This window comes from Clostridium sp. AF19-22AC (genome assembly GCF_003479085.1).
GTDB lineage: Bacteria > Bacillota > Clostridia > Lachnospirales > Lachnospiraceae > Faecalicatena_A > Faecalicatena_A orotica.
This window is the reverse complement of the sequence record NZ_QUGN01000006.1, coordinates 219,922-238,943: the sequence shown is the minus strand read 5'-3', so window position 1 is coordinate 238,943 and position 19,022 is coordinate 219,922. Positions and strand designations below refer to the sequence as shown.

Genomic DNA, 19,022 nt, shown 5'->3' with positions numbered 1-19,022 from the left:
TCCGGCTTTGTTATCATTCCGGCCTAATCTTCCTTTGCCCATTCATAAGAATACCGTACCGCCTTATTCCAGCCGCGCAGCATCTTTTTACGCACATCGGGATCGATATCCGGCTCGAATACCCGGTCGATCGCCCAGTTGGTAAGCACCTCTTCTTTATTTTTCCAGTACCCGACGGCAATCCCGGCAAGATAGGCCGCCCCCATCGCCGTTGTCTCGACACACTGGGGACGTTTCACCGGTGCATCGCTTAAGTTCGCCTGCGTCTGCATCAGGAAGTTATTGGCACTGGCCCCGCCGTCTACCTTCAGTGCAGAAAGCGTGATTCCGGAATCCGCCTCCATCGCCTGCAGGACGTCATTCACCTGATATGCCAGTGATTCCAGCGTCGCCCTGATGACATGATACTTATTCACACCACGGGTAAGGCCTACGATCGTCCCTCTCGCATACTGGTCCCAGTGCGGTGCCCCAAGGCCTGTAAACGCGGGCACAACATAGCATCCGTTCGTGTCCTCGACCTTCTGTGCCATATATTCCGATACCTGTGAAGAATCGATCAGCTGCATTTCATCCCGCAGCCACTGGATTGCCGCTCCTGCTACGAAGATAGAGCCTTCCAGCGCATAAGTGACTTTCCCGTCTATCCCCCACGCGATCGTCGTTACAAGCCCGTTCTTGGAAAATACGGGTTTCTCTCCTGTATTCATAAGCAGGAAGCATCCTGTCCCATATGTATTCTTCGCCTCGCCCTCTTTAAAACAGGTCTGTCCAAAGAGCGCCGCCTGCTGGTCTCCCGCTGCGCCGGCAATCGGGATTGGCGCCCCAAAGAACCCGGCATCTGCCTCACCGTATACACAGCTGGATGGCTTTGCCTCAGGCAGCATAGACGCAGGTATCCCGAGCTCTGCCAGAATCTCCTCATCCCACCGGAGTGTATTGATGTTAAAAAGCATCGTCCTTGATGCATTGGAATAATCTGTCACATGGACCGCACCTTTTGTCAGCTTCCAGATCAGCCATGTCTCCACTGTACCGAACAAAAGCTCGCTGCGCTCAGCCCTTTCTCTCGCACCTTCTACATTGTCCAGAATCCATTTTACCTTTGTGCCCGAGAAATACGCATCGATCACAAGCCCTGTCTTTTCCCGGAACTTATCTGTCAGCCCCTTCTCTTTCAGGCTGTCACAATATTCCGACGTCCTCCTGCACTGCCACACAATGGCCTGATAGACCGGCTCCCCTGACTCCTTATCCCATACAATTGTCGTCTCCCTCTGGTTCGTAATACCGATCGCCGCAATATCTGCCGCCGTTGCGTTGATATTTGCCATCGCCTGCTGTGCTACCTCCAGCTGGCTTGACCAGATTTCCTCTGCATTGTGCTCCACCCAGCCCGGCTTCGGGAAGTACTGCGTGAATTCCTTCTGTGCCATACTGCACATTTCACCCTTCTCGTTAAATAGGATACACCTGTTGCTGGTTGTCCCCGAATCCAGCGCCATTACATACTTTGACATATTACTGCCTCCCTTTTGTATAATAAGTTTTAACGATTCATTTCCCTGATTAATCACATAAAACAGGCGGCTCCTACAGCATCCAGACTTCCTGTTTTGTTGTGGACACAGCAACCGCCCCGGCATCCAGCGCCCCCATCACATCCTCTTTATCCGCAATGAGGCCGCCCGCAATGACGGGTATACGGCTGAGCCCGCAGATCTTCCTGATGACCTTCGGCATCACTCCCGGAAGCACCTCGATAAAGTCCGGTCTGCCGCCCTTCTGCCTGTCCAGACTTTCAATACTTTTCAGCGCCATAGAATCTATCACAAAAAACCGCAGAACCGCGTACATCCCCAGTTCCTTTGCCCTGTGTGCCAGCGGCTGCTTCGTAGTAATAATGCCGTCTGCCCGGGTGTTCTCTTTCATAAAATCTACGGTAACCTCCTTGGAACTAAGTCCCGTAATCAGGTCGATGTGTACGAGTGCCGTCTTCCCTGCCTCTTTAATCCTCTCTACAATCTGCCGGATGGTACAGATATCCCCAAATAATACGAAGATCACCTGAATCTCTTCGGCCGCACAGCTTTTTTCAAGGCCATCCATATCTTTTACCGCTGCGATCATTGGATTTCCTTCCACAATCTGATAGAAACTCTGCACGATTCCCCTCCTTATTCTTTCTTCTTCAGGAGCTGCCGCAAAAAATATTTCCGTGCCCCTCCCGTTATTACAGCTACTCACATAATATCATAACCGCCGGTCATTTTCATCAGAATACATTTAATTTATCTATGATTTTCCGGTATAAAATAAAATACAAAAAGGATAACAGCTTCCCCGTCCGAAAACTGTTATCCTTCTCTGTCAGTTCCATTTTCCTGTGCTCAAAAACTGCTCCACCATCGCTTTTGCCCCGTTAATGATCTCCGGCTCATATCCCAATATCTCCAGCAGCTGTATCGCATTACGGGAAGTTGCCCTGCCGTCATAAATGAGATAATCAAATATAATCTCACCATCAGCCACCTGTTCCTGAAAATGGTAATTATCATATTGTTCTTCCAGCAGATAGGTCAGTTCAATATCATGGGTGGCCGCAAAACACAGGATTCCTTTTTTCTGGAACTCCTTCAGTACTTGTGTGGAAGCGGCGATGCGCTCCACTGTATTCGTTCCCCTGAGCACCTCGTCTACGAAACAGATCACTGCCTCTTCTTCCACCGGCTCCATAACACGCTTCAGCGCCCTGATCTCCGCAATGTAATAGCTTTCCCCTTTATACAGGCTGTCTTTGAGCGCCATAGATGAAAATACATGGAACCATTTTCCACAGTAAGCCTTTGCCGGGCACGTATGCAGGCTCTGGGCCAGTATGACATTCATTGCTATCGTTTTCAGGAATGTGGATTTACCGGACGCATTGGAACCGGTAATCAGAATCCCGTCCTTCACACTCACAGAATTCGGTACGGGTTCTTTCAGCCCCGGGTGATAGGCATCAATTATTCGAAGCATCTTCTCATCTGTAAATTCAGGCCTGCACCAGACCGGCAGCGCCTCCCGCAGGGAACCTACAGCCAGCATACTTTCAAGGAACCCCATTGTGGTGAACATGTTTTCCACAATATCAATATTCCTGCCTAAGCGGCTCATGCAGTGGTAGAAGAAAATGCAGTCGATATGCGTAACAAGCCGGATGTAATCCAGAAACATCTCTGCAATCGACGGGCTGTCCCAGTTTGCAGGACCTAAGTAAGCGCTCGCCCCCATCAGTTTTTTCAGATGCCTGTAGTCCTTTTCCACTCTGGAATGGTATTTCGGATTACAGATCAGCTTCTTCTTTGTGAGTGACTTTGCCCCCTCCATCAGCTTTTTAAAGTATTGGAGCGCCTGCATGGAACCTTCCAGTTCCTTCCTTTTATAGAAGTAGAGAAGCACATTTACCACCATCGCCAGAATCAGAAGTCCCAGTCCCTCGGACGGTGATATCACAGTAATCACCACTGAAAATATAAAGAATACAAATGAAAAATAATGAACCGGCGGAACCTTCGTATTGAAGCGTATACAGTCCATGATGTAGCTGTAAACAGAGGATGCGTGGTTTTTCCCAATCCGGGCAAACTCCATCTGCATCTCTATACGCTCTTTTTCATGCTCCTGATAATATGTAATCATTTCCTCCTGCTCTTCCCATTCTTCGGGCATCACCTTCGGAACATGCAGGAGGTAATACAGGTAGTCCTCCCCTGCAAAAGACCATGTATGGTCGATGGACATAAAAAGCGCATCCATATCCAGGTCATTCCACGTGATATCATCAATCATAGAGTCCTTAGCCGCAGTATATTCACCAATCACAGACAGTACCGCATCCGAATAATCCACCTCCCTCCAACGTCCGTAATTATACTCAAGCCGTCTCTTTATCTTGTATATCCGCCACATATTGTCTATATATGAGATCACAAAACACACCACTATGACACCCAATACAATCAATGCAATAAAAATAGATTCTGTCATGACGCTCCTCCTATTATTGTATTATTCAACTAATACAATAATACCACCAGAGAATCCTGCTGTCAATCACCCGCGTATCATGGAGAGAAGATTATAGACTTCATATCCGGCAGATGGTACAATGAAAGAAAACTCTGAAAGGAGTCACGCACATATGATTCAATATACTTTGAACATGAAACTAACCAGACTTTCAGGTAATATGCACACAGACAGTGAAGGCATCTCCGTGAAAATACTGACCTCCGAAGAATATACGCAGCATTACCGGGATACCCCTGAATATCCGGTGATGCTGCGGAACCTCAGCCATATCCACTGCTGTAAAGCAGACGTCCTGGGAGGATCTGCAGCCGGTACATTCGCTGTACCCCGCAAAGAATCCCCGACTGCTGAAAAGCTCTGCTTCTGCTTCTTTCTGACAGATTCCGAGCTTTTATTTATAGACGACAAAGATACTGCAGCACCTCTCCTTTCACAGCTGGAGGATATGCCACTCACAGGGCCTTTGTCATCGCTTGGCCTGTTATTCGACCTTATGGAATACCTAATCAAAGACGATGTCTTTTTCCTGCAGAATTATGAAGAGCACCTTACCCGGCTTGAGGAACGCCTGCTGGATGGTGAGGATGACAATTTCGACAGGGCGATTCTCCACATCCGCAAAGAATTGACAGCGCTCGGTTCCTATTACGAACAACTGGCTGATATGGGCGAGTCTCTTCAGGAAGCACTCCCCGATATGGCGCAGGACAGGAGCAGTGTCTTATTCGGACTGTTTACAGACCGTGCCGGCAGACTGTATTCCAACGTCCAAACGCTCAAAGAGTACTCCATGCAGCTACGGGAAATGCACCAGTCCCAGATTGATGTGCGGCAGAACCAGATCATGAAGGTGCTGACGATCGTGACAACATTCTTCATGCCGCTTTCGCTGATTGCCGGCTGGTACGGCATGAATTTCGTCAACATGCCCGAACTCACTTCCTCCTCCGGATATGGGGTGGTGATCCTTGTCTGCCTGCTCATCATCGTTATCGAACTCTGGTTCTTCCATAAGAAAAAATGGTTCGACTGAATCCCATTACAGACAAAGGTGTGCAGGCCCCTCATTTCTGAGAAGTCTGCACACCTTTACATTAACTCCACGTTCCTTCTACATCGCTCCAGTTCTTTTCCGCGTACTCAAGCAGTGTTTCTGCCTGCTCCATCGACATTTCCGGGAACAGCAGGAAGAGGCTGTGTGAGCCGTATTTTTGTACAATCCGGTCTACATTCCTGATCCAGTCTTCAAACTCGCCGGAATACACCTTTATCCAGAGAGATTTGCCTGCGGCACGTACCTTATCGTAGATGACGTCCCATTCTTCCAGCGTTCCGTCCGGCCCTGCGTCCCCGCTGGTCCACTGCAGTGCATCGATCTCCTCTATTTCCATCAGTGCATCCAGATGGCGGATTGCATCCGGTCCGTCCAGATGATACAGAACCTGGTCCGCCTTTTTAGCCTGTTCACGAAGAGATTCCTGTATAAAATCCCGAAAATTGTCAGGTGACAGCATCGCAGAGAAATCGCACTGGAGCTTCACTGTCTTCCCCGGGCCCCATATCTGGAATACGGTATACGCATTTCCTCCATTTTCATCTTTGATAATCTCGTGGAAACGGTTATAATATTCATAATATATCTTTCCTATCTGGTTAATCCGCTCCTCCACTATCTCCGGGTCATCGATTATGTCATACAGCATGTCCTCTGCCCCGCGCAGTGACACGAGCACATCAATGTTCTCCATCAGGTCAGGCATATCAACAAGAAAATCGTCTCCGGCCAGTTCCCTGCATTTCTTTACGAGTCCGATATGCTTTTTAAACCATTTATTCTCGGGATCAAACTTGAAATCAGGCGCCTCTTCCCAGTCATCAATGCAGGACTCGAACCAAACTGTATCTTCCTTAAAGCCTATCTCAGAACCAAGATAGGCGGCAAGGGAACCGGGGCCGAAATCCACGTCCAGATTCGGGAAACTCTCCCCAAGGAACTCGTGGGTCTCGCAGAACTGGCGGTATCTCGCTACAATACGCTCCGCATCCTGATACTTATCCTCCATATCCTTCCATTTCAATTCTTCCGGCAGATTGTAATATTTCCCCTGACAGATGACATCCATACAACCGCCCTGCGCCGGTTTTCCATCGGAATACTTCTCGATCTCTTGTTTTCTTGCAATCACGCACATCAGCGGTCTCCCGGTATTCTGATGCTTCCAGTAATTTTTCCATTTTTCCTGAGTTTCTTCCCAGTTCTTTTTATATTTCATTTTCTTTTCCTCCTGCTCATATCTCTGTGGATGGATTTGAATATATTTCTAAAAATATATTTTTATTTCTTCCCCATAATAATCGACTACCCGTTCCGTCCGGCCCGATTCTTTTTTATTCAAAATAATTCTTAAGCTCCTGTTGCGGATACTCTGTGGGAAATCATGCTCTGCCGGCCCAACCGTAAGCGTTTTCTCCCGCTCCTCCCAATTCAGTGTAATCCGGTTATAGATTCCCTCTTCATAACTATAATCGTCCCCTGCATCCTCATATAAAGTAAAAACAGTGTCCTTACCCGGATAAATATTGATTTCAAACGGTGTGTCCACTTCCTCTGATGCATACTCCAGACTTTCTTCCATTGGAATGACAGATCCTGCTTTTACAAATACTGGAATATATGCCAGTGTAACCGGGATGTCAATCCACTGACCACCCCCAAAATATCTTCCACTCTCAAAATCGATCCAACTTTCTCCTGCCGGAAGATAACATTTCCAGTTTCTGGCTGCATCCAGTTTCTGACTTCCTGCCCCGTAGTACATTGGCTCCGTGACCGGACATACCAGCAGGCTTTCCCCGAACATGAACTGGCTGTCCATCGCGGAGGCTGTTTTATCCTCCGGGAAGTCAAACAGGAGGCTTCGCATCATCGTATAGTCTTCCAGACATACTTTTCCAGCCATAGAATAGATATAAGGCATCAGGCGATATCTTAAGCGGATACTTTTTTCCAAAGCATCATAGAACATTCCCCCCTTTTCTCCGAAATTCCAGATTTCTCTGGGCGTATCCGTTCCGTGAGAACGGAACATCGGGAGAAATGTACCGTACTGGAACCACCTGACGTACAGCTCACGGTATCCGAGATCACTGACTCCTTCGTCATAGTCCCCCCGCCAGAACCATTTCATGGAAGGGTCCTGACTGCATCCGCAGCCTCTGTTCTGCCATTTTTCATTGACTGTAAAAAATGCGCCGATATCCAGTGTCCAGTAGGGCATACCGCTGATACACATGTTCAGACCCTCTGTGATCTGCTTTTTAAAGTTTTTCCAGGTCGCACAGGTATCCCCGGACCAGAGCATGGTACCGTACTTCTGCGAACCTGCATATCCGGACCGTGTCAGGTTCAGGACGCGTTTTCCTGGGGCGCTTTTCCTCTGATTTTCGTAAATTCCCTTTGCGTGGGCCGCTGCATAGAGGTTGGCCCTGTCGGCACGCAGGAATTTTTTATGCTCGTTTCCGACCATCTGAAATCTCTCCCACGGTTCTCTTAAGCAGGCTCCGTTCCAGTCCGGCCCTGAAAACGGCTCCGTGGAGTCACACCACCAGGAGTCGAATCCCCCTGAAAACAGCTCTTCCTCCGCCTGTTTCCAGTACAGTTTCCTCGCTTCCTCATCGTATGCGTCATAGGTTGCATAGTCATTCAGCAGAAATCCATGTGCTTCCATCTCATCGCAGTTTTCCGTGCCGGAATTCATATTCGGCCAAACCGACACCATTGTATGTACATGCATATCATGTAATGCCTGATTCATTTTCTTAAGGTCAGGATAGCGGCTCTTATCTACCTTCTTATTGCCCCATTTACCGTCTTCCCATGTATTCCAGTCCTGCACCACACAGTCCAGTCCAATCCTGCGTTTCCGGTATTCTTCGGCAATTCCGATCATTTCCGCCTGCGTGCGGTATGCTTCTTTAGACTGCACATATCCGTATGCCCACTTCGGCAGCATGACCGCTTTCCCGGTAAGCTTCCGGTAACCCGCGATGATCTCATCCACAGATTCCCCGGCAATGAAATAATAATCCAGCTGCTCAACCATGTCCAGATAGAGGTAAGATCCCCTGCTGTCATCATTGAAGGTCATAAGGCTTCCGCAGTCCGCCATTATTCCATATTTCCGGTCTGACAAAAGAAACGGAATCGGGATCCTCATGTTGTGCTGGTAGAGGTACTGCACATTGCCGCGGTAATTGTAGATCCCCTCCTCTCCCTGTCCGAGCCCGTGTATCTGCTCGTCCGGGGCCCAGTCAAAATACAGTTTTCCCCTGTAAGCCATGTGGTCTTCTTCCGGTTTTAAATTCTCTACGAAATTCCGTTCTCCATCCACCGTCACCACCCGGCGGATCACCGGCTTTTCTCCACCTGTGGAATAGACCATAAGAGGGTTCTCAGCCAGTTCTTTGCTGTCCTCCTTCAACAGGATTTTCCCGCTTTTCCTGTCACTCCAGATAAACCTCCCGGTTCTTTTCTCTATTCTGATACTAACACCGGACGTAGCCAGGATATAGCAGTCTTCCTTCTCTTCTATACGAATCCCGGCTTCTGTGGCTCTTTCTATCCCAACCGGTGACAGAGAAAGCACCTCTTCTCTTTTTGTATAGACACATCGGATGATATTCTCTGTTATCCCGTAAACTACCAGTTTTCCCTGATCGGTCATAAGCTCTGCCGACCTGTGATCCTGACTGGCTGTACATGATAATACTTTCATCGATTCGATCTCCTTTTCCTCTCTTCCCCGGACACGCCGGGGGCTCTTTAAGCACAAGTTAACCTTTGACCGCTCCTGCCGTCTGTCCGCCGACGATATATTTCTGGCAGACAAGATACATAATGATAACCGGCAGACACGTAAGGAGGATATCTGCACAGATTAAGTTCCAGCTCTTACTGTACTGTCCGAAGAAGTTATAAACAGCAAGCGTCATCGGCCATTTTTCGGAGGAATTCAGGAAATACAAAGGCATGACAAATTCATTCCATGTATTCAGGAAACAGAGTACCGCCGCTGTTACGATGCTGGATTTCAGCATCGGAAGGATGATGTTAAAAAACAGCCTGAATGGACCACAGCCGTCAATCACTGCTGCTTCATCCAGATCCACAGGTACTTTGGATACAAACCCATAGATCAAAAATACTGTGAATGGGAGCTGTGTTGCCACATAGAGCAGGATGATTCCCGGCACGCTGTTATTGAGCTGTGTCACCTGCATTACCTTCATCAAAGCAACATAATTGATCGGAATAACGATTCCGAGCACCATATACATATAAACGCTATTGTTCACCCTGTCACGCCTTCTGGAAAAGACATAGGCTGCCATCGCGCCCAGCACCACGGCAATCACAGTTGCACTGCCTGCATAAAGGAAACTGTTCAGGAAGCTCCTGACTAATTTCCCTTTTTCAATTACTGTAGTAAAATTACTAAAAACCCATGTTTTCGGGAGCGAAAGCGTAAGGGACATCGCTTCTGAATCACCTTTGAATGCATTGACCACAATCAGTGCCAGAGGTATCAGCATGATCAGTGATATGACCCAGGCCAGAATGTTTTTTAATATATTAACAGCTTTCTTCTTTGTTTGACTATTCATTATTCCTCCACCTCGTCTTTCGTCAGGATTTTAATCATAAAGAATCCAACAACTATCATGAACACGAACATAATGGAACTGATCGTTGTACCTTCCGCGTAAAGTCCCTGTGAAAACTGTTTGAATACCGCGGTGTACATAACCTCTGTCGTATGTCCCGGGCCTCCATTCGTCAGTGCATATACCATATCAAATACTTTCAGGCCATACAGGACGTTCAAAACAATCGTAACCGCCATTGTCTGCCTGAGCATCGGCAGTGTAATATGTACAAATTTATTCCAGCCGTTTGCCCCGTCTATGCTGGCCGCCTCGTAGTAATCCTGCGGGATCGCCAGTATTCCAACGATCAGCATAGTCATAATGTAACCCGTGCCCCTCCAGATATCGACCGCCATAACGGACCAGAAAGCAATCTTCGGATTAGTCAGCCACTGCTGTGCCAGACTGTCCAGACCGATCGCCCTAAGACCTTCGTTCAGGATTCCCATCTTCGGGTTTAAAATGGAAGTAAACACAAGGCCGATAATGAGGATGGATAATACTGAAGGCATGTACATCACGCCTCTGTGGAAATTCTTCAGTTTGATGTTCTTGCTGAGCGCGAGTGCAAATAATAACCCGAGCCCTGTTTTCGCAACCGTCGTCACCACCGTAAATAAAAGTGTGTTCGTTATGTATTTGAAATAATTTGTGTCTGCGCTGAATACCTTTCTGAAATTTTCAAGACCTACAAAATGCACCTCTTTGGAATATGCAGACCAGTCTGTAAATGAGTATCCGATACCAATGATTCCGGGTATTACACAGAGCGCCGTATAGATCAGAATTGCGCCTGCCGCAAAGTACCAGGGGTATAACTTTGATTTTTTCACTGAAATTCTCCTCCGTTCTTTTCCTTTTTATTTATTTTATACAAATCCAGAACGTAATCACATGCATACATTGAGCTATTTTATGTGTTTTTTTAACCACCCGATGCATATTCCTGTACAATGTGCTATACTAATTGAACCATTAAAAGACAGTTTTTCTTATATAATAAGGAAGCTTGCCGGGGAGGATTGTTATGAAGCGTAAACCAAGAAGCATACAGAAGATTCTTTCTTCCTATTTTTTGCTCATCATGCTGACTTTATTGGTTCTGGCAACGATTTTGTTTTCTGTTGTGCAGTACCTGAACCTTCGTTCCAATACGGAGCACGATATCCAGAGGACATGCTCGGCAATAGCGGAGGATATTGACCTCCAGCTCAGCCAGATGGATACTGTCTGTATGAACACGATACATTCGACATTAATTAAGGATACCTTTTCAGATTATTTGAACGATGAGGATGCCACGCCGTATGAACAGAGCCAGCGACAGAATACGCTTGCCAATACATTAACTTCAATGAAAGGGGTGGATGCATCCATTCGCCAGATAAATCTTTATGGGCTGACGGAAGGCGGTTACGGAACCGGGAATTACACCGGGACACTTCATACCATAACGGCCCAGGAGCCCTGGTTTGCAAAAGCCTTTGCTTCCCACGGCTTCAAATATTTCCCTCCTGCATCTCAGAATGAGGTGCTGTCGTCCAGTACGGGAACAAACAAAGACAGGTTTTATTTCTCCCTGCTGCGTATGTATTATGATAATTATCAGAATCCTGCCGGCTTCGTAGAGGTAATGAAATACTATGATATCCTTTTTGAACGCGCTTTCTATCCCGACAGTACATACGATATCGACGTCATCATTTACGATGCCGAGGGAAACATCATCTTCCCCTTAAACAAAAGCCAGAAGGACGTCTTTCCATACTTTACTTACAGGGAATCCGAAGAAACTGAAATCTACAACACCCAAAAACAGTGTCAGGAATATGTATATTATTCAGATATGGAATACAGCGGATTTACAACGGTAACCACAATAAAAAGCACAGAATTTTTTGCTCCTGTTTATCGTTCTCTGAGTCTGACGATCTTCATTTTTCTGATTGTCCTTCTCATGTGCCTCTTTTTTGCCCGGATCTTTGCCGGAAGATTAAGTGCACCGCTGAAAAAGATTTATCGTTTTCTTTCTCATATCGACCCTCAGGACCAGTTCCGTGAAATTGAGATGGCAGATTCCGGGGTAATAGAGATTGACAAACTGCGAAACTCTCTAAATGAAGCGATGCGCTCGCAGAAAGCATCCACGAATTCAATGATGGTACTAAAAGAACAGGAACTACAGGCACAGATGCTTGCACTCCAGTCCCAGATGAACCCGCACTTTTTGTATAATTCCCTCATGACCATTGCCGCGATGGCAGAAGAGGGACTAACACAGCCAGTGGCACAGATGTGTCAGGATATTACATCGATCCTGCGCTATATCTCCTCAAATAAAGAACAGGTTTCCTCGCTTGAAGAAGAACTGGAACACTGCGACCTGTATTTAAAATGTATTAAGCTCCGGTTCGGAGATTCGCTTAAATATGAAATTGATGTGGAAGACGATATGCTTGAGCTGCCTGTTCCAAAACTCTGTATACAGCTCCTCGTAGAAAATGCCGTCAAATTCACAGCCAATACATCTCCACCGTGGCATATTGTTATACAGGGGCATATGGATAAAGAATGCTGGTATGTAGAAGTAAAAGATAACGGCCCGGGCTTCGGTGAAGAGATTACTGCCCACTTGAAGTCGCAGATGGATATCATACTGGAAAAAGGACTTCTGCCGAGTCTGGAGCTGGACGGTATGGGTATCCTGAATATCTTTATCAGGTTTTACCTGATTTATGGAATTACATTTATATTTGATTTTGGAAACCTCCCGGAGGGGGGAGCTATTGTGAAAGTAGGAGGAAGGTTCAATGACCAGATTAAACCATTATAATGTACTGCTTGTGGAGGATGAGATGCTGCTGATGCAGTCTCTTTCCCGCCATATCGAATCTCTTGAGGCCGGCTTCAAGGTTGTCTGTCAGGCCTCTAACGGCGAGGACGCCCTGAAGTGCCTGAAAAAGGAGAATATCCACCTCGTCATGACAGATATACGTATGCCTGTCATGGACGGGCTTACACTTGCCAAGAGGATTCATGAGCAGTACCCACATATCCTGACAGTCATTCTAACCGGATATGCAGACTTCGATTACGCACGTGAAGCCCTCAAACAGGGAGTCTTCGATTATATGCTAAAACCTGTCACAATGGAGGATTTAGAGAACACGCTGGGCCGTGTACGTCTCCATCTCCAGAAGTTCTACGAACTTGAGGAAGATCCCGCGCTCGTCGGAAAAGATGCTGAAGAAATCGTGGAATACACGGTGCTGTATATGAGAGAGCATTATATGGACGACATCGATATCAGCTCTTTTTCTGCCTCCTTAGGTTTTACCTCGGCTTACCTCACAAAGCTTTTCAACAGATACAAAGGGGACACGCCGCTGAAATACCTGACCGATATACGAATCCACGAGGCTAAACGGCTGCTGACCGATACGGGGCTTCCGATACGCGAAGTCGGGGAACGGGTCGGCTATCCTGATCAGTTCCATTTCAGCAAAACCTTCCGGAAACTGACCGGGCTGAACCCGACGGCCTACCGGAAACAGGAACAAAAACCCTAGACGTCCGACCAGCGGCATCGCTGATGTCCAAACCTCATGGTGTGCATAGCAACAGCATCTGCCTGTGAAATTAGAAAAGCTTTCTGCAAAATAGCCATAAAACGACTATTTTGCAGAAAGCCTTTTCTTTAATTCTAAATGTTACATCTCCAGGATATTACTGTCCTGAATTCAAATCTTACTTCCAGGCTTCGTCTCCTGCCGCGTCTGCCTGTGTTGCTCTTCTTGTATCAATCTGTTTGAGCACATCGTCTGATGTCATGTCACCGATAAACATAGATACGATATCCTGTCCCAGTTCTGTCCACTGTGGGTTGAGGTACTTGATGGAATCCTGGAATACAACCCCTGCCTTGTCAAATGATTCTAAGAATTCCTTAGTTGTCTCGCTGTAGGCAGGTTCCTGTCCGGCATCATACGGGAGGTTTTCTACTTTCGGTTCGTTGTCGATCATGTGCTGGATGCTTTCCTTGGTTGTGATGTATTCAAGATACTGTTTTGCCTCGTCTGCATGCTTGGAGCCTGAGTATACAAATCTGGACGGTCCGCATGGATGCTCATTTAAAACATCATTGTCCAGCGTGGGAATCAGGAACATATCAAAGTCCTCTTCTGTGTATGTACCACCGGATGCCTCCGCTGCCTCTATCATCGCACCTGGTTTGCCGATTGTCATTGCATATTCGCCGCTTCCGAGCATTGCTGCTGTATCTGTGTATTCGTCCGACAGATAGTTGTCACCGAAGTATCCATTCTGGGCCAGCTTATTCAATTGGTCAAGAGCTTCTTTAAACTCAGGAACATCTGCGAATTTCACCTCGTTATTATTTAACTTGTCTACAATACCAGAAACAAGCTCCTCATATTTCCCACCGATTTCACAGAACCACATAACATGGTGCCAGCCATCGGCTACCGGTTCATATACTGGTGTCACACCCTTGTCAAGCAATGTCTGACATACCTTTTCAAATTCTGCAAAGGTCGATGGTACTTTTACACCATTTTCCTCAAAAATCTTCTTGTTATAAACCATGTAATAGTCTGTTGTTGTATCGAAATACGTTGCCCCGTAAAGGGTCCCGTCAACAGAAGTCTGCTCTGCTGCAAACTCATTATAGTAAGATGTCCACGGCTCGTCCGTCAGGGCGATCGCATTATCTTCGATACTATACTGCGAAACCAGGTCATAGCTTCCTGACTGTCCACAGAAAATGTCCGGGCCCTCCCCGCTGTTTAATTTAGTCATCAGCAGGTTGTAATACTGGTCAGACGGTACGATCTGATAATCCACCTTGATTCCTGTTTCTTCCTCAAACTTTTCACCCAGCTCCATCTCGGCATCATATATCCAGTCCTGGCTTGCCAGAATCGACAATGTAGTGCCGCCTTTGCCGCTGTCAGAGGAATCATCCTTGCTGTCAGAATCAGAACCTGAGCCACATCCCGCCAGTGTACAGACTGCCAATGCTCCGCTCAGCAGCATTGCTACGATACGTTTTTTCATGTTTTTGACCTCCCAATCTTTTATAACAAGATCTTATCAGTAATTATGCACATTCTCCATGTATGTTTTCATTCTGTTTTTGTCATTTTTTAACTCACACATAAATATAGCACACTTTTTTATTCGTCATATTGCATAAACCAATTTCTCTCGCAGCAGACACAATCAAAAAAGGACCTTACTGACGTGAAAATCAGTAAGGTCCTTTGATTGATACCTTTGAATCCTTTACTCAGTTCTCGGATAAAAAGCAATCATGCTTCTTATTCTTCTCCGTAAAGAGTAACGAGTTTCTTCAGGTAAGAATATCTTTCCATAGCTTCCTTCTCATTCTGTGCAAAGAGTTTCTCAGCTTTTTCCGGATTAGCTCTCTTCAGGGCATTGTAACGAACCTCTCCGTCAAGGAATGCCTGATATTCTTCCTGTTTTGGCTCTTTGCTGTCCAGTGTGAACTTAGCGCCTTCTGCTGCAGGATTGAATCTGAAGTTGTTCCAGTATCCGCACTCTACTGCTAACTGCTCTTCTGTCTGAGCTTTGCTCATACCCTTCTTGATTCCGTGGTTGATACATGGAGCGTAAGCGATGATGAGTGATGGTCCCGGATAAGCCTCTGCCTCTGCGATTGCTTTTACTGTCTGATTGAAATCAGCACCCATAGCAATCTGTGCTACGTATACATAACCGTAGCTCATTGCGATTCCGGCAAGGTCTTTCTTCTTTGTTTCTTTTCCGCCTGCGGCGAACTGTGCTGTTGCACCTGTCTTTGTAGCCTTAGAGGACTGTCCGCCTGTGTTGGAGTAAACTTCTGTATCGAATACCATGATGTTGATGTCTTTTCCGCTTGCTAATACGTGGTCAACACCGCCGAATCCGATATCATAAGCCCATCCGTCACCGCCGAAGATCCACTGTGACTTCTTAGCAAGGAAATCTTTTCCTTTCAGTAATTCAGCCTTATCTGCTGAATCGCATCCGCAAGCTTCCAGAGCTGCTACCAGTTTATCTGTAGCTGTTCCGTTTGTTGCCCCGCTTCCAAATGTATCAAGGTATTCCTGAGCAGCAGCCTTTACATCAGCATTTTCTGCGTTCTCTGCAAGAACTTCTACTTTGCCTTTCAGTCTGTCTCTGATTGTGTTCTGGGCAAGCAGCATACCATATCCGAACTCAGCATTATCTTCGAACAGAGAGTTGCACCATGCCGGTCCTTTGCCCTCTGGTGTTACTGTATATGGTGTAGACGGTGAAGAGTTACCCCAGATAGAGGAGCATCCTGTTGCATTTGCAATATACATTCTGTCACCGAATAACTGTGTGATTAATTTAGCATAAGGTGTCTCGCCACATCCAGCACATGCTCCTGAGAATTCAAGCAGAGGCTGTTTGAACTGGCTTCCCTTTACTGTTGTCTCTTTGAACTTAGTAACAACTTCTGGTTTTACAGGAATCTCTGTACCAAAGTCGAAGTATTCCTGAACACCTGCGTTTGCTTCCATGTTCTCCATAACGAGTGCTTTTTCACCCTTCTTGCCCGGGCATACGTTAGCACATGAACCACATCCTGTACAGTCATAAGCAGATACAGTGATTGCAAACTTCATTCCCGGCATACCTGTCATGTCGAGTGTTGCAAGTCCTTCCGGAGCCTTAGCCATGTCTTCTTCTGTCAGGGCAACCGGACGGATAACTGCATGTGGGCATACATATGCACAGCGGTTACACTGGATACAGTTCTCTGGCTTCCACATCGGGATGTCAACTGCAATACCACGTTTCTCATATGCTGAAGAACCTGACGGTGTAGAACCATCTACATAATCCTTGAATGCTGATACCGGAAGTGAGTTACCTTCCTGAGCATTTACCTTAGCCTGGATATTCTTAACAAAGTCAACAACATCTTTCTTTCCGTTCTCATCAACGTGAGGTGTTGTCAGTCCCTGATCTGCTGCATCTTTCCAGTTCTCCGGTACAGCTACTTCTACAACCTGCTTAGCACCTGCATCGATTGCATCATAGTTCATCTGTACAATCTTGTCACCTTTTCTTCCATAAGTAGCCTTAGCTGCTTTCTTCATCAGGTCGATCGCTTCTTCTTCCGGAATGATAGCTGCAAGTTTGAAGAATGCTGACTGAAGGACTGTATTGATACGTCCGCCAAGTCCGATTTCTTTACCAATCTTGATACCGTCGATTGTGTAGAATTTAATGTTGTGGCTGGCAATATATGCTTTTACCTGTCCCGGTAAGTGCTTCTCCAGACCTTCCATGTCCCAAGGGCAGTTCAGAAGGAATGTTCCTCCGTCAACCAGTTCCTGAACCATGTTGTATTTGTCAATATAAGACGGATTGTGGCATGCTACAAAGTTAGCCTGCTTAATCAGGTATGTTGATTTGATCGGTTTCTTACCAAAACGTAAGTGAGACATTGTAACACCGCCGGATTTCTTTGAATCATAGTCAAAGTAAGCCTGAGCGTACATATCTGTATTATCACCAATGATCTTGATGGAGTTCTTATTAGCTCCGACAGTACCGTCTGCTCCAAGTCCCCAGAACTTACAGTTGATTGTTCCTTCAGGAGTTGTAACAAGCGGAGCGCCTGCATCCAGAGACAGGTGTGTCACATCATCTTCGATACCGATTGTGAATTTTGCTTTCTCTGTGTTATTAAATACAGCTACAATCTGAGCTGGTGTTGTATCTTTTGAACCTAATCCGTAACGTCCTGATAATACAGGTACAGCATCGAATTTTGATCCCTTGAGTGCTGCAACTACATCAAGGTATAATGGCTCTCCGAGTGCTCCCGGCTCTTTTGTTCTGTCAAGTACAGAAATTGTCTTAACAGTGTCAGGAATTGCATTGATCAGTGCTTCTGCACAGAATGGTCTGTACAGGCGAACCTTTACAACGCCGACTTTCTCGCCTGCTGCAAGCATGTAGTCGATTGTCTCTTCGATTGTATCGCATGCAGATCCCATAGCTACGATTACGCGCTCTGCATCTTCTGCTCCATAATAGTTGAACAGCTTATAGTCTGTTCCGATCTTTTCATTAACCTTGTCCATGTAATTCTGAACGATTCCCGGAAGAGCATCGTAATATGGGTTACATGCTTCTCTTGCCTGGAAGAAGATATCAGGGTTCTGAGCGGAACCTCTGTGGCATGGGTGGTTAGGATTCAGCGCGTGTGCACGGAATTCATCAATAGCGTCCATGTTTACTAAGTCTTTCAGATCTTCGTAATCCCATGTCTCAATCTTCTGGATCTCGTGAGATGTTCTGAATCCATCGAAGAAGTTAATGAAAGGAATCTTTCCTTCGAGTGCTGCACAGTGAGCAACTGCTGTCAGGTCCATAACTTCCTGTACACTGGATTCACAGAGCATAGCAGCCCCTGTCTGGCGACAGGCATAAACGTCTGAGTGGTCACCGAAGATTGACAGTGCGTGGCTTGCGATGGCACGTGCTGAAACGTTGAATACTCCTGGTAATTGTTCACCTGCTACTTTATATAAGTTCGGAATCATCAAAAGTAATCCCTGAGATGCTGTAAATGTAGTTGTCAAAGCTCCTGCTGCTAAAGAACCGTGCACAGCTCCGGCTGCACCTGCTTCAGACTGCATCTCTGTTACCTGAACAGTTTGTCCGAAAATGTTCTCTCTGCCCTCGGTAGCCCATTCGTCGATATGTTCCGGCATAACTGATGATGGTGTAATCGGGTAAATTGCTGCAACTTCTGTATACGCATATGAAACGTGAGCTGCTGCCTGGTTACCATCCATGGTCTTCATTTTTCTTGCCATTTGTTGTTCCTCCTTAAAATTACATTGTAAAAGTTTATTTTTTCACATGTGCTTTCATTATATCGCCAAAAAGTCCAAAAGTCTATAGAACCTGTCCCATTTTTTTGTTTATTTTCCCGTACAAGGGAACGCCATGCGTCATAGCCGCAGAGCAATATTGCGGCATAAATTTCGTCAAATTGCCTAATTGCCCTTTCCCTTATCTCGTGATATACTCTCGTCAGAAACTTCGAAAGGTATTCACCTTTCATTTTTCAATCGGCAGTTCGCCGGTTTACCCAATTAATCACTTATTAGAACCGCAGAAAACAACTCCGGGCACTACATATTGAAGGTATTCCTGTCTTTTACATATCT

The 19,022-nt window shown here is 46.3% G+C and carries 12 protein-coding genes; 3 read left to right on the top strand and 9 right to left on the bottom strand.

Features of this window, described 5'->3' with window-relative positions:
• Nucleotides 1-23: 23 nt before the first annotated feature.
• The 3 genes from glpK to DWX43_RS09505 all read right to left on the bottom strand — a co-directional run bounded on the left by glpK (nt 24) and on the right by DWX43_RS09505 (nt 4,032).
• Entirely contained in the window at nt 24-1,520 is a 1,497-nt protein-coding gene (gene glpK / locus DWX43_RS09515) for a glycerol kinase GlpK (protein WP_118620138.1), read from the bottom strand.
• Between the two features lie 73 nt (nt 1,521-1,593).
• Entirely contained in the window at nt 1,594-2,169 is a 576-nt protein-coding gene (locus DWX43_RS09510) for a glycerol-3-phosphate responsive antiterminator (protein ID WP_109731126.1), read from the bottom strand.
• A gap of 201 nt (nt 2,170-2,370) precedes the next feature.
• A complete protein-coding gene (locus DWX43_RS09505) occupies nt 2,371-4,032 on the bottom strand; it encodes a hypothetical protein (protein WP_118620137.1) in 1,662 nt (553 codons plus the stop codon).
• Between the two features lie 154 nt (nt 4,033-4,186).
• Between DWX43_RS09505 and DWX43_RS09500 the strand changes: the two genes are divergently transcribed.
• The gene (locus DWX43_RS09500) at nt 4,187-5,110 is read left to right on the top strand and encodes a CorA family divalent cation transporter (RefSeq protein ID WP_243099284.1); all 924 of its coding nucleotides are present in this window, start codon (nt 4,187-4,189) and stop codon (nt 5,108-5,110) included.
• Between the two features lie 61 nt (nt 5,111-5,171).
• Here DWX43_RS09500 and DWX43_RS09495 read toward each other — a convergent pair whose 3' ends face one another.
• Genes DWX43_RS09495 through DWX43_RS09480 form a run of 4 tightly spaced genes read right to left on the bottom strand, consistent with a single transcriptional unit; the run spans nt 5,172 to nt 10,616 of the window.
• Nucleotides 5,172-6,350, bottom strand: a complete 1,179-nt coding sequence (locus DWX43_RS09495; protein ID WP_118620136.1) for a trimethylamine corrinoid protein 2 — start codon at nt 6,348-6,350, stop codon at nt 5,172-5,174.
• A gap of 48 nt (nt 6,351-6,398) precedes the next feature.
• Nucleotides 6,399-8,852 (bottom strand): TIM-barrel domain-containing protein, encoded by a 2,454-nt coding sequence (locus DWX43_RS09490; protein WP_118620135.1) that lies wholly within the window; start codon nt 8,850-8,852, stop codon nt 6,399-6,401.
• A gap of 58 nt (nt 8,853-8,910) precedes the next feature.
• Complete coding sequence (locus DWX43_RS09485) at nt 8,911-9,741, bottom strand: carbohydrate ABC transporter permease (protein WP_109731072.1); 831 nt, start codon at nt 9,739-9,741, stop codon at nt 8,911-8,913.
• The gene (locus DWX43_RS09480) at nt 9,741-10,616 is read right to left on the bottom strand and encodes a sugar ABC transporter permease (protein ID WP_118620134.1); all 876 of its coding nucleotides are present in this window, start codon (nt 10,614-10,616) and stop codon (nt 9,741-9,743) included. The genes DWX43_RS09485 and DWX43_RS09480 overlap by 1 nt, the downstream gene beginning before the upstream one ends.
• Nucleotides 10,617-10,810: 194 nt before the next feature.
• Here DWX43_RS09480 and DWX43_RS09475 point away from each other — a divergent pair, with 194 nt between their 5' ends.
• Both DWX43_RS09475 and DWX43_RS09470 read left to right on the top strand, forming a co-directional pair.
• On the top strand, nt 10,811-12,616 hold the full coding sequence (locus DWX43_RS09475) for a histidine kinase (protein ID WP_109731070.1): 1,806 nt from the start codon (nt 10,811-10,813) through the stop codon (nt 12,614-12,616).
• Nucleotides 12,594-13,352 carry a response regulator gene (locus DWX43_RS09470; RefSeq protein WP_118620133.1) on the top strand — a complete coding sequence of 253 codons (759 nt, stop codon included), beginning with the start codon at nt 12,594-12,596 and terminating at the stop codon, nt 13,350-13,352. The genes DWX43_RS09475 and DWX43_RS09470 overlap by 23 nt, the downstream gene beginning before the upstream one ends.
• A 178-nt stretch (nt 13,353-13,530) precedes the next feature.
• Here the strand turns inward: DWX43_RS09470 and DWX43_RS09465 are convergent, their stop codons facing one another.
• Entirely contained in the window at nt 13,531-14,859 is a 1,329-nt protein-coding gene (locus DWX43_RS09465; protein WP_118620132.1) for an ABC transporter substrate-binding protein, read from the bottom strand.
• Between the two features lie 263 nt (nt 14,860-15,122).
• Entirely contained in the window at nt 15,123-18,665 is a 3,543-nt protein-coding gene (gene nifJ, locus DWX43_RS09460) for a pyruvate:ferredoxin (flavodoxin) oxidoreductase (protein WP_109731067.1), read from the bottom strand.
• Nucleotides 18,666-19,022: the final 357 nt, after the last annotated feature.

Coding starts and splice junctions, on each gene's coding strand:
- glpK (WP_118620138.1), bottom strand. CDS start 1,520: ATGTCAAAGTATGTAATGGCGCTGGATTCGGGGACAACCAGCAACAGG.
- DWX43_RS09505 (WP_118620137.1), bottom strand. CDS start 4,032: ATGACAGAATCTATTTTTATTGCATTGATTGTATTGGGTGTCATAGTG.
- DWX43_RS09500 (WP_243099284.1), top strand. CDS start 4,187: ATGATTCAATATACTTTGAACATGAAACTAACCAGACTTTCAGGTAAT.
- DWX43_RS09495 (WP_118620136.1), bottom strand. CDS start 6,350: ATGAAATATAAAAAGAACTGGGAAGAAACTCAGGAAAAATGGAAAAAT.
- DWX43_RS09490 (WP_118620135.1), bottom strand. CDS start 8,852: ATGAAAGTATTATCATGTACAGCCAGTCAGGATCACAGGTCGGCAGAG.
- DWX43_RS09485 (WP_109731072.1), bottom strand. CDS start 9,741: ATGAATAGTCAAACAAAGAAGAAAGCTGTTAATATATTAAAAAACATT.
- DWX43_RS09475 (WP_109731070.1), top strand. CDS start 10,811: ATGAAGCGTAAACCAAGAAGCATACAGAAGATTCTTTCTTCCTATTTT.
- DWX43_RS09470 (WP_118620133.1), top strand. CDS start 12,594: ATGACCAGATTAAACCATTATAATGTACTGCTTGTGGAGGATGAGATG.
- DWX43_RS09465 (WP_118620132.1), bottom strand. CDS start 14,859: ATGAAAAAACGTATCGTAGCAATGCTGCTGAGCGGAGCATTGGCAGTC.
- nifJ (WP_109731067.1), bottom strand. CDS start 18,665: ATGGCAAGAAAAATGAAGACCATGGATGGTAACCAGGCAGCAGCTCAC.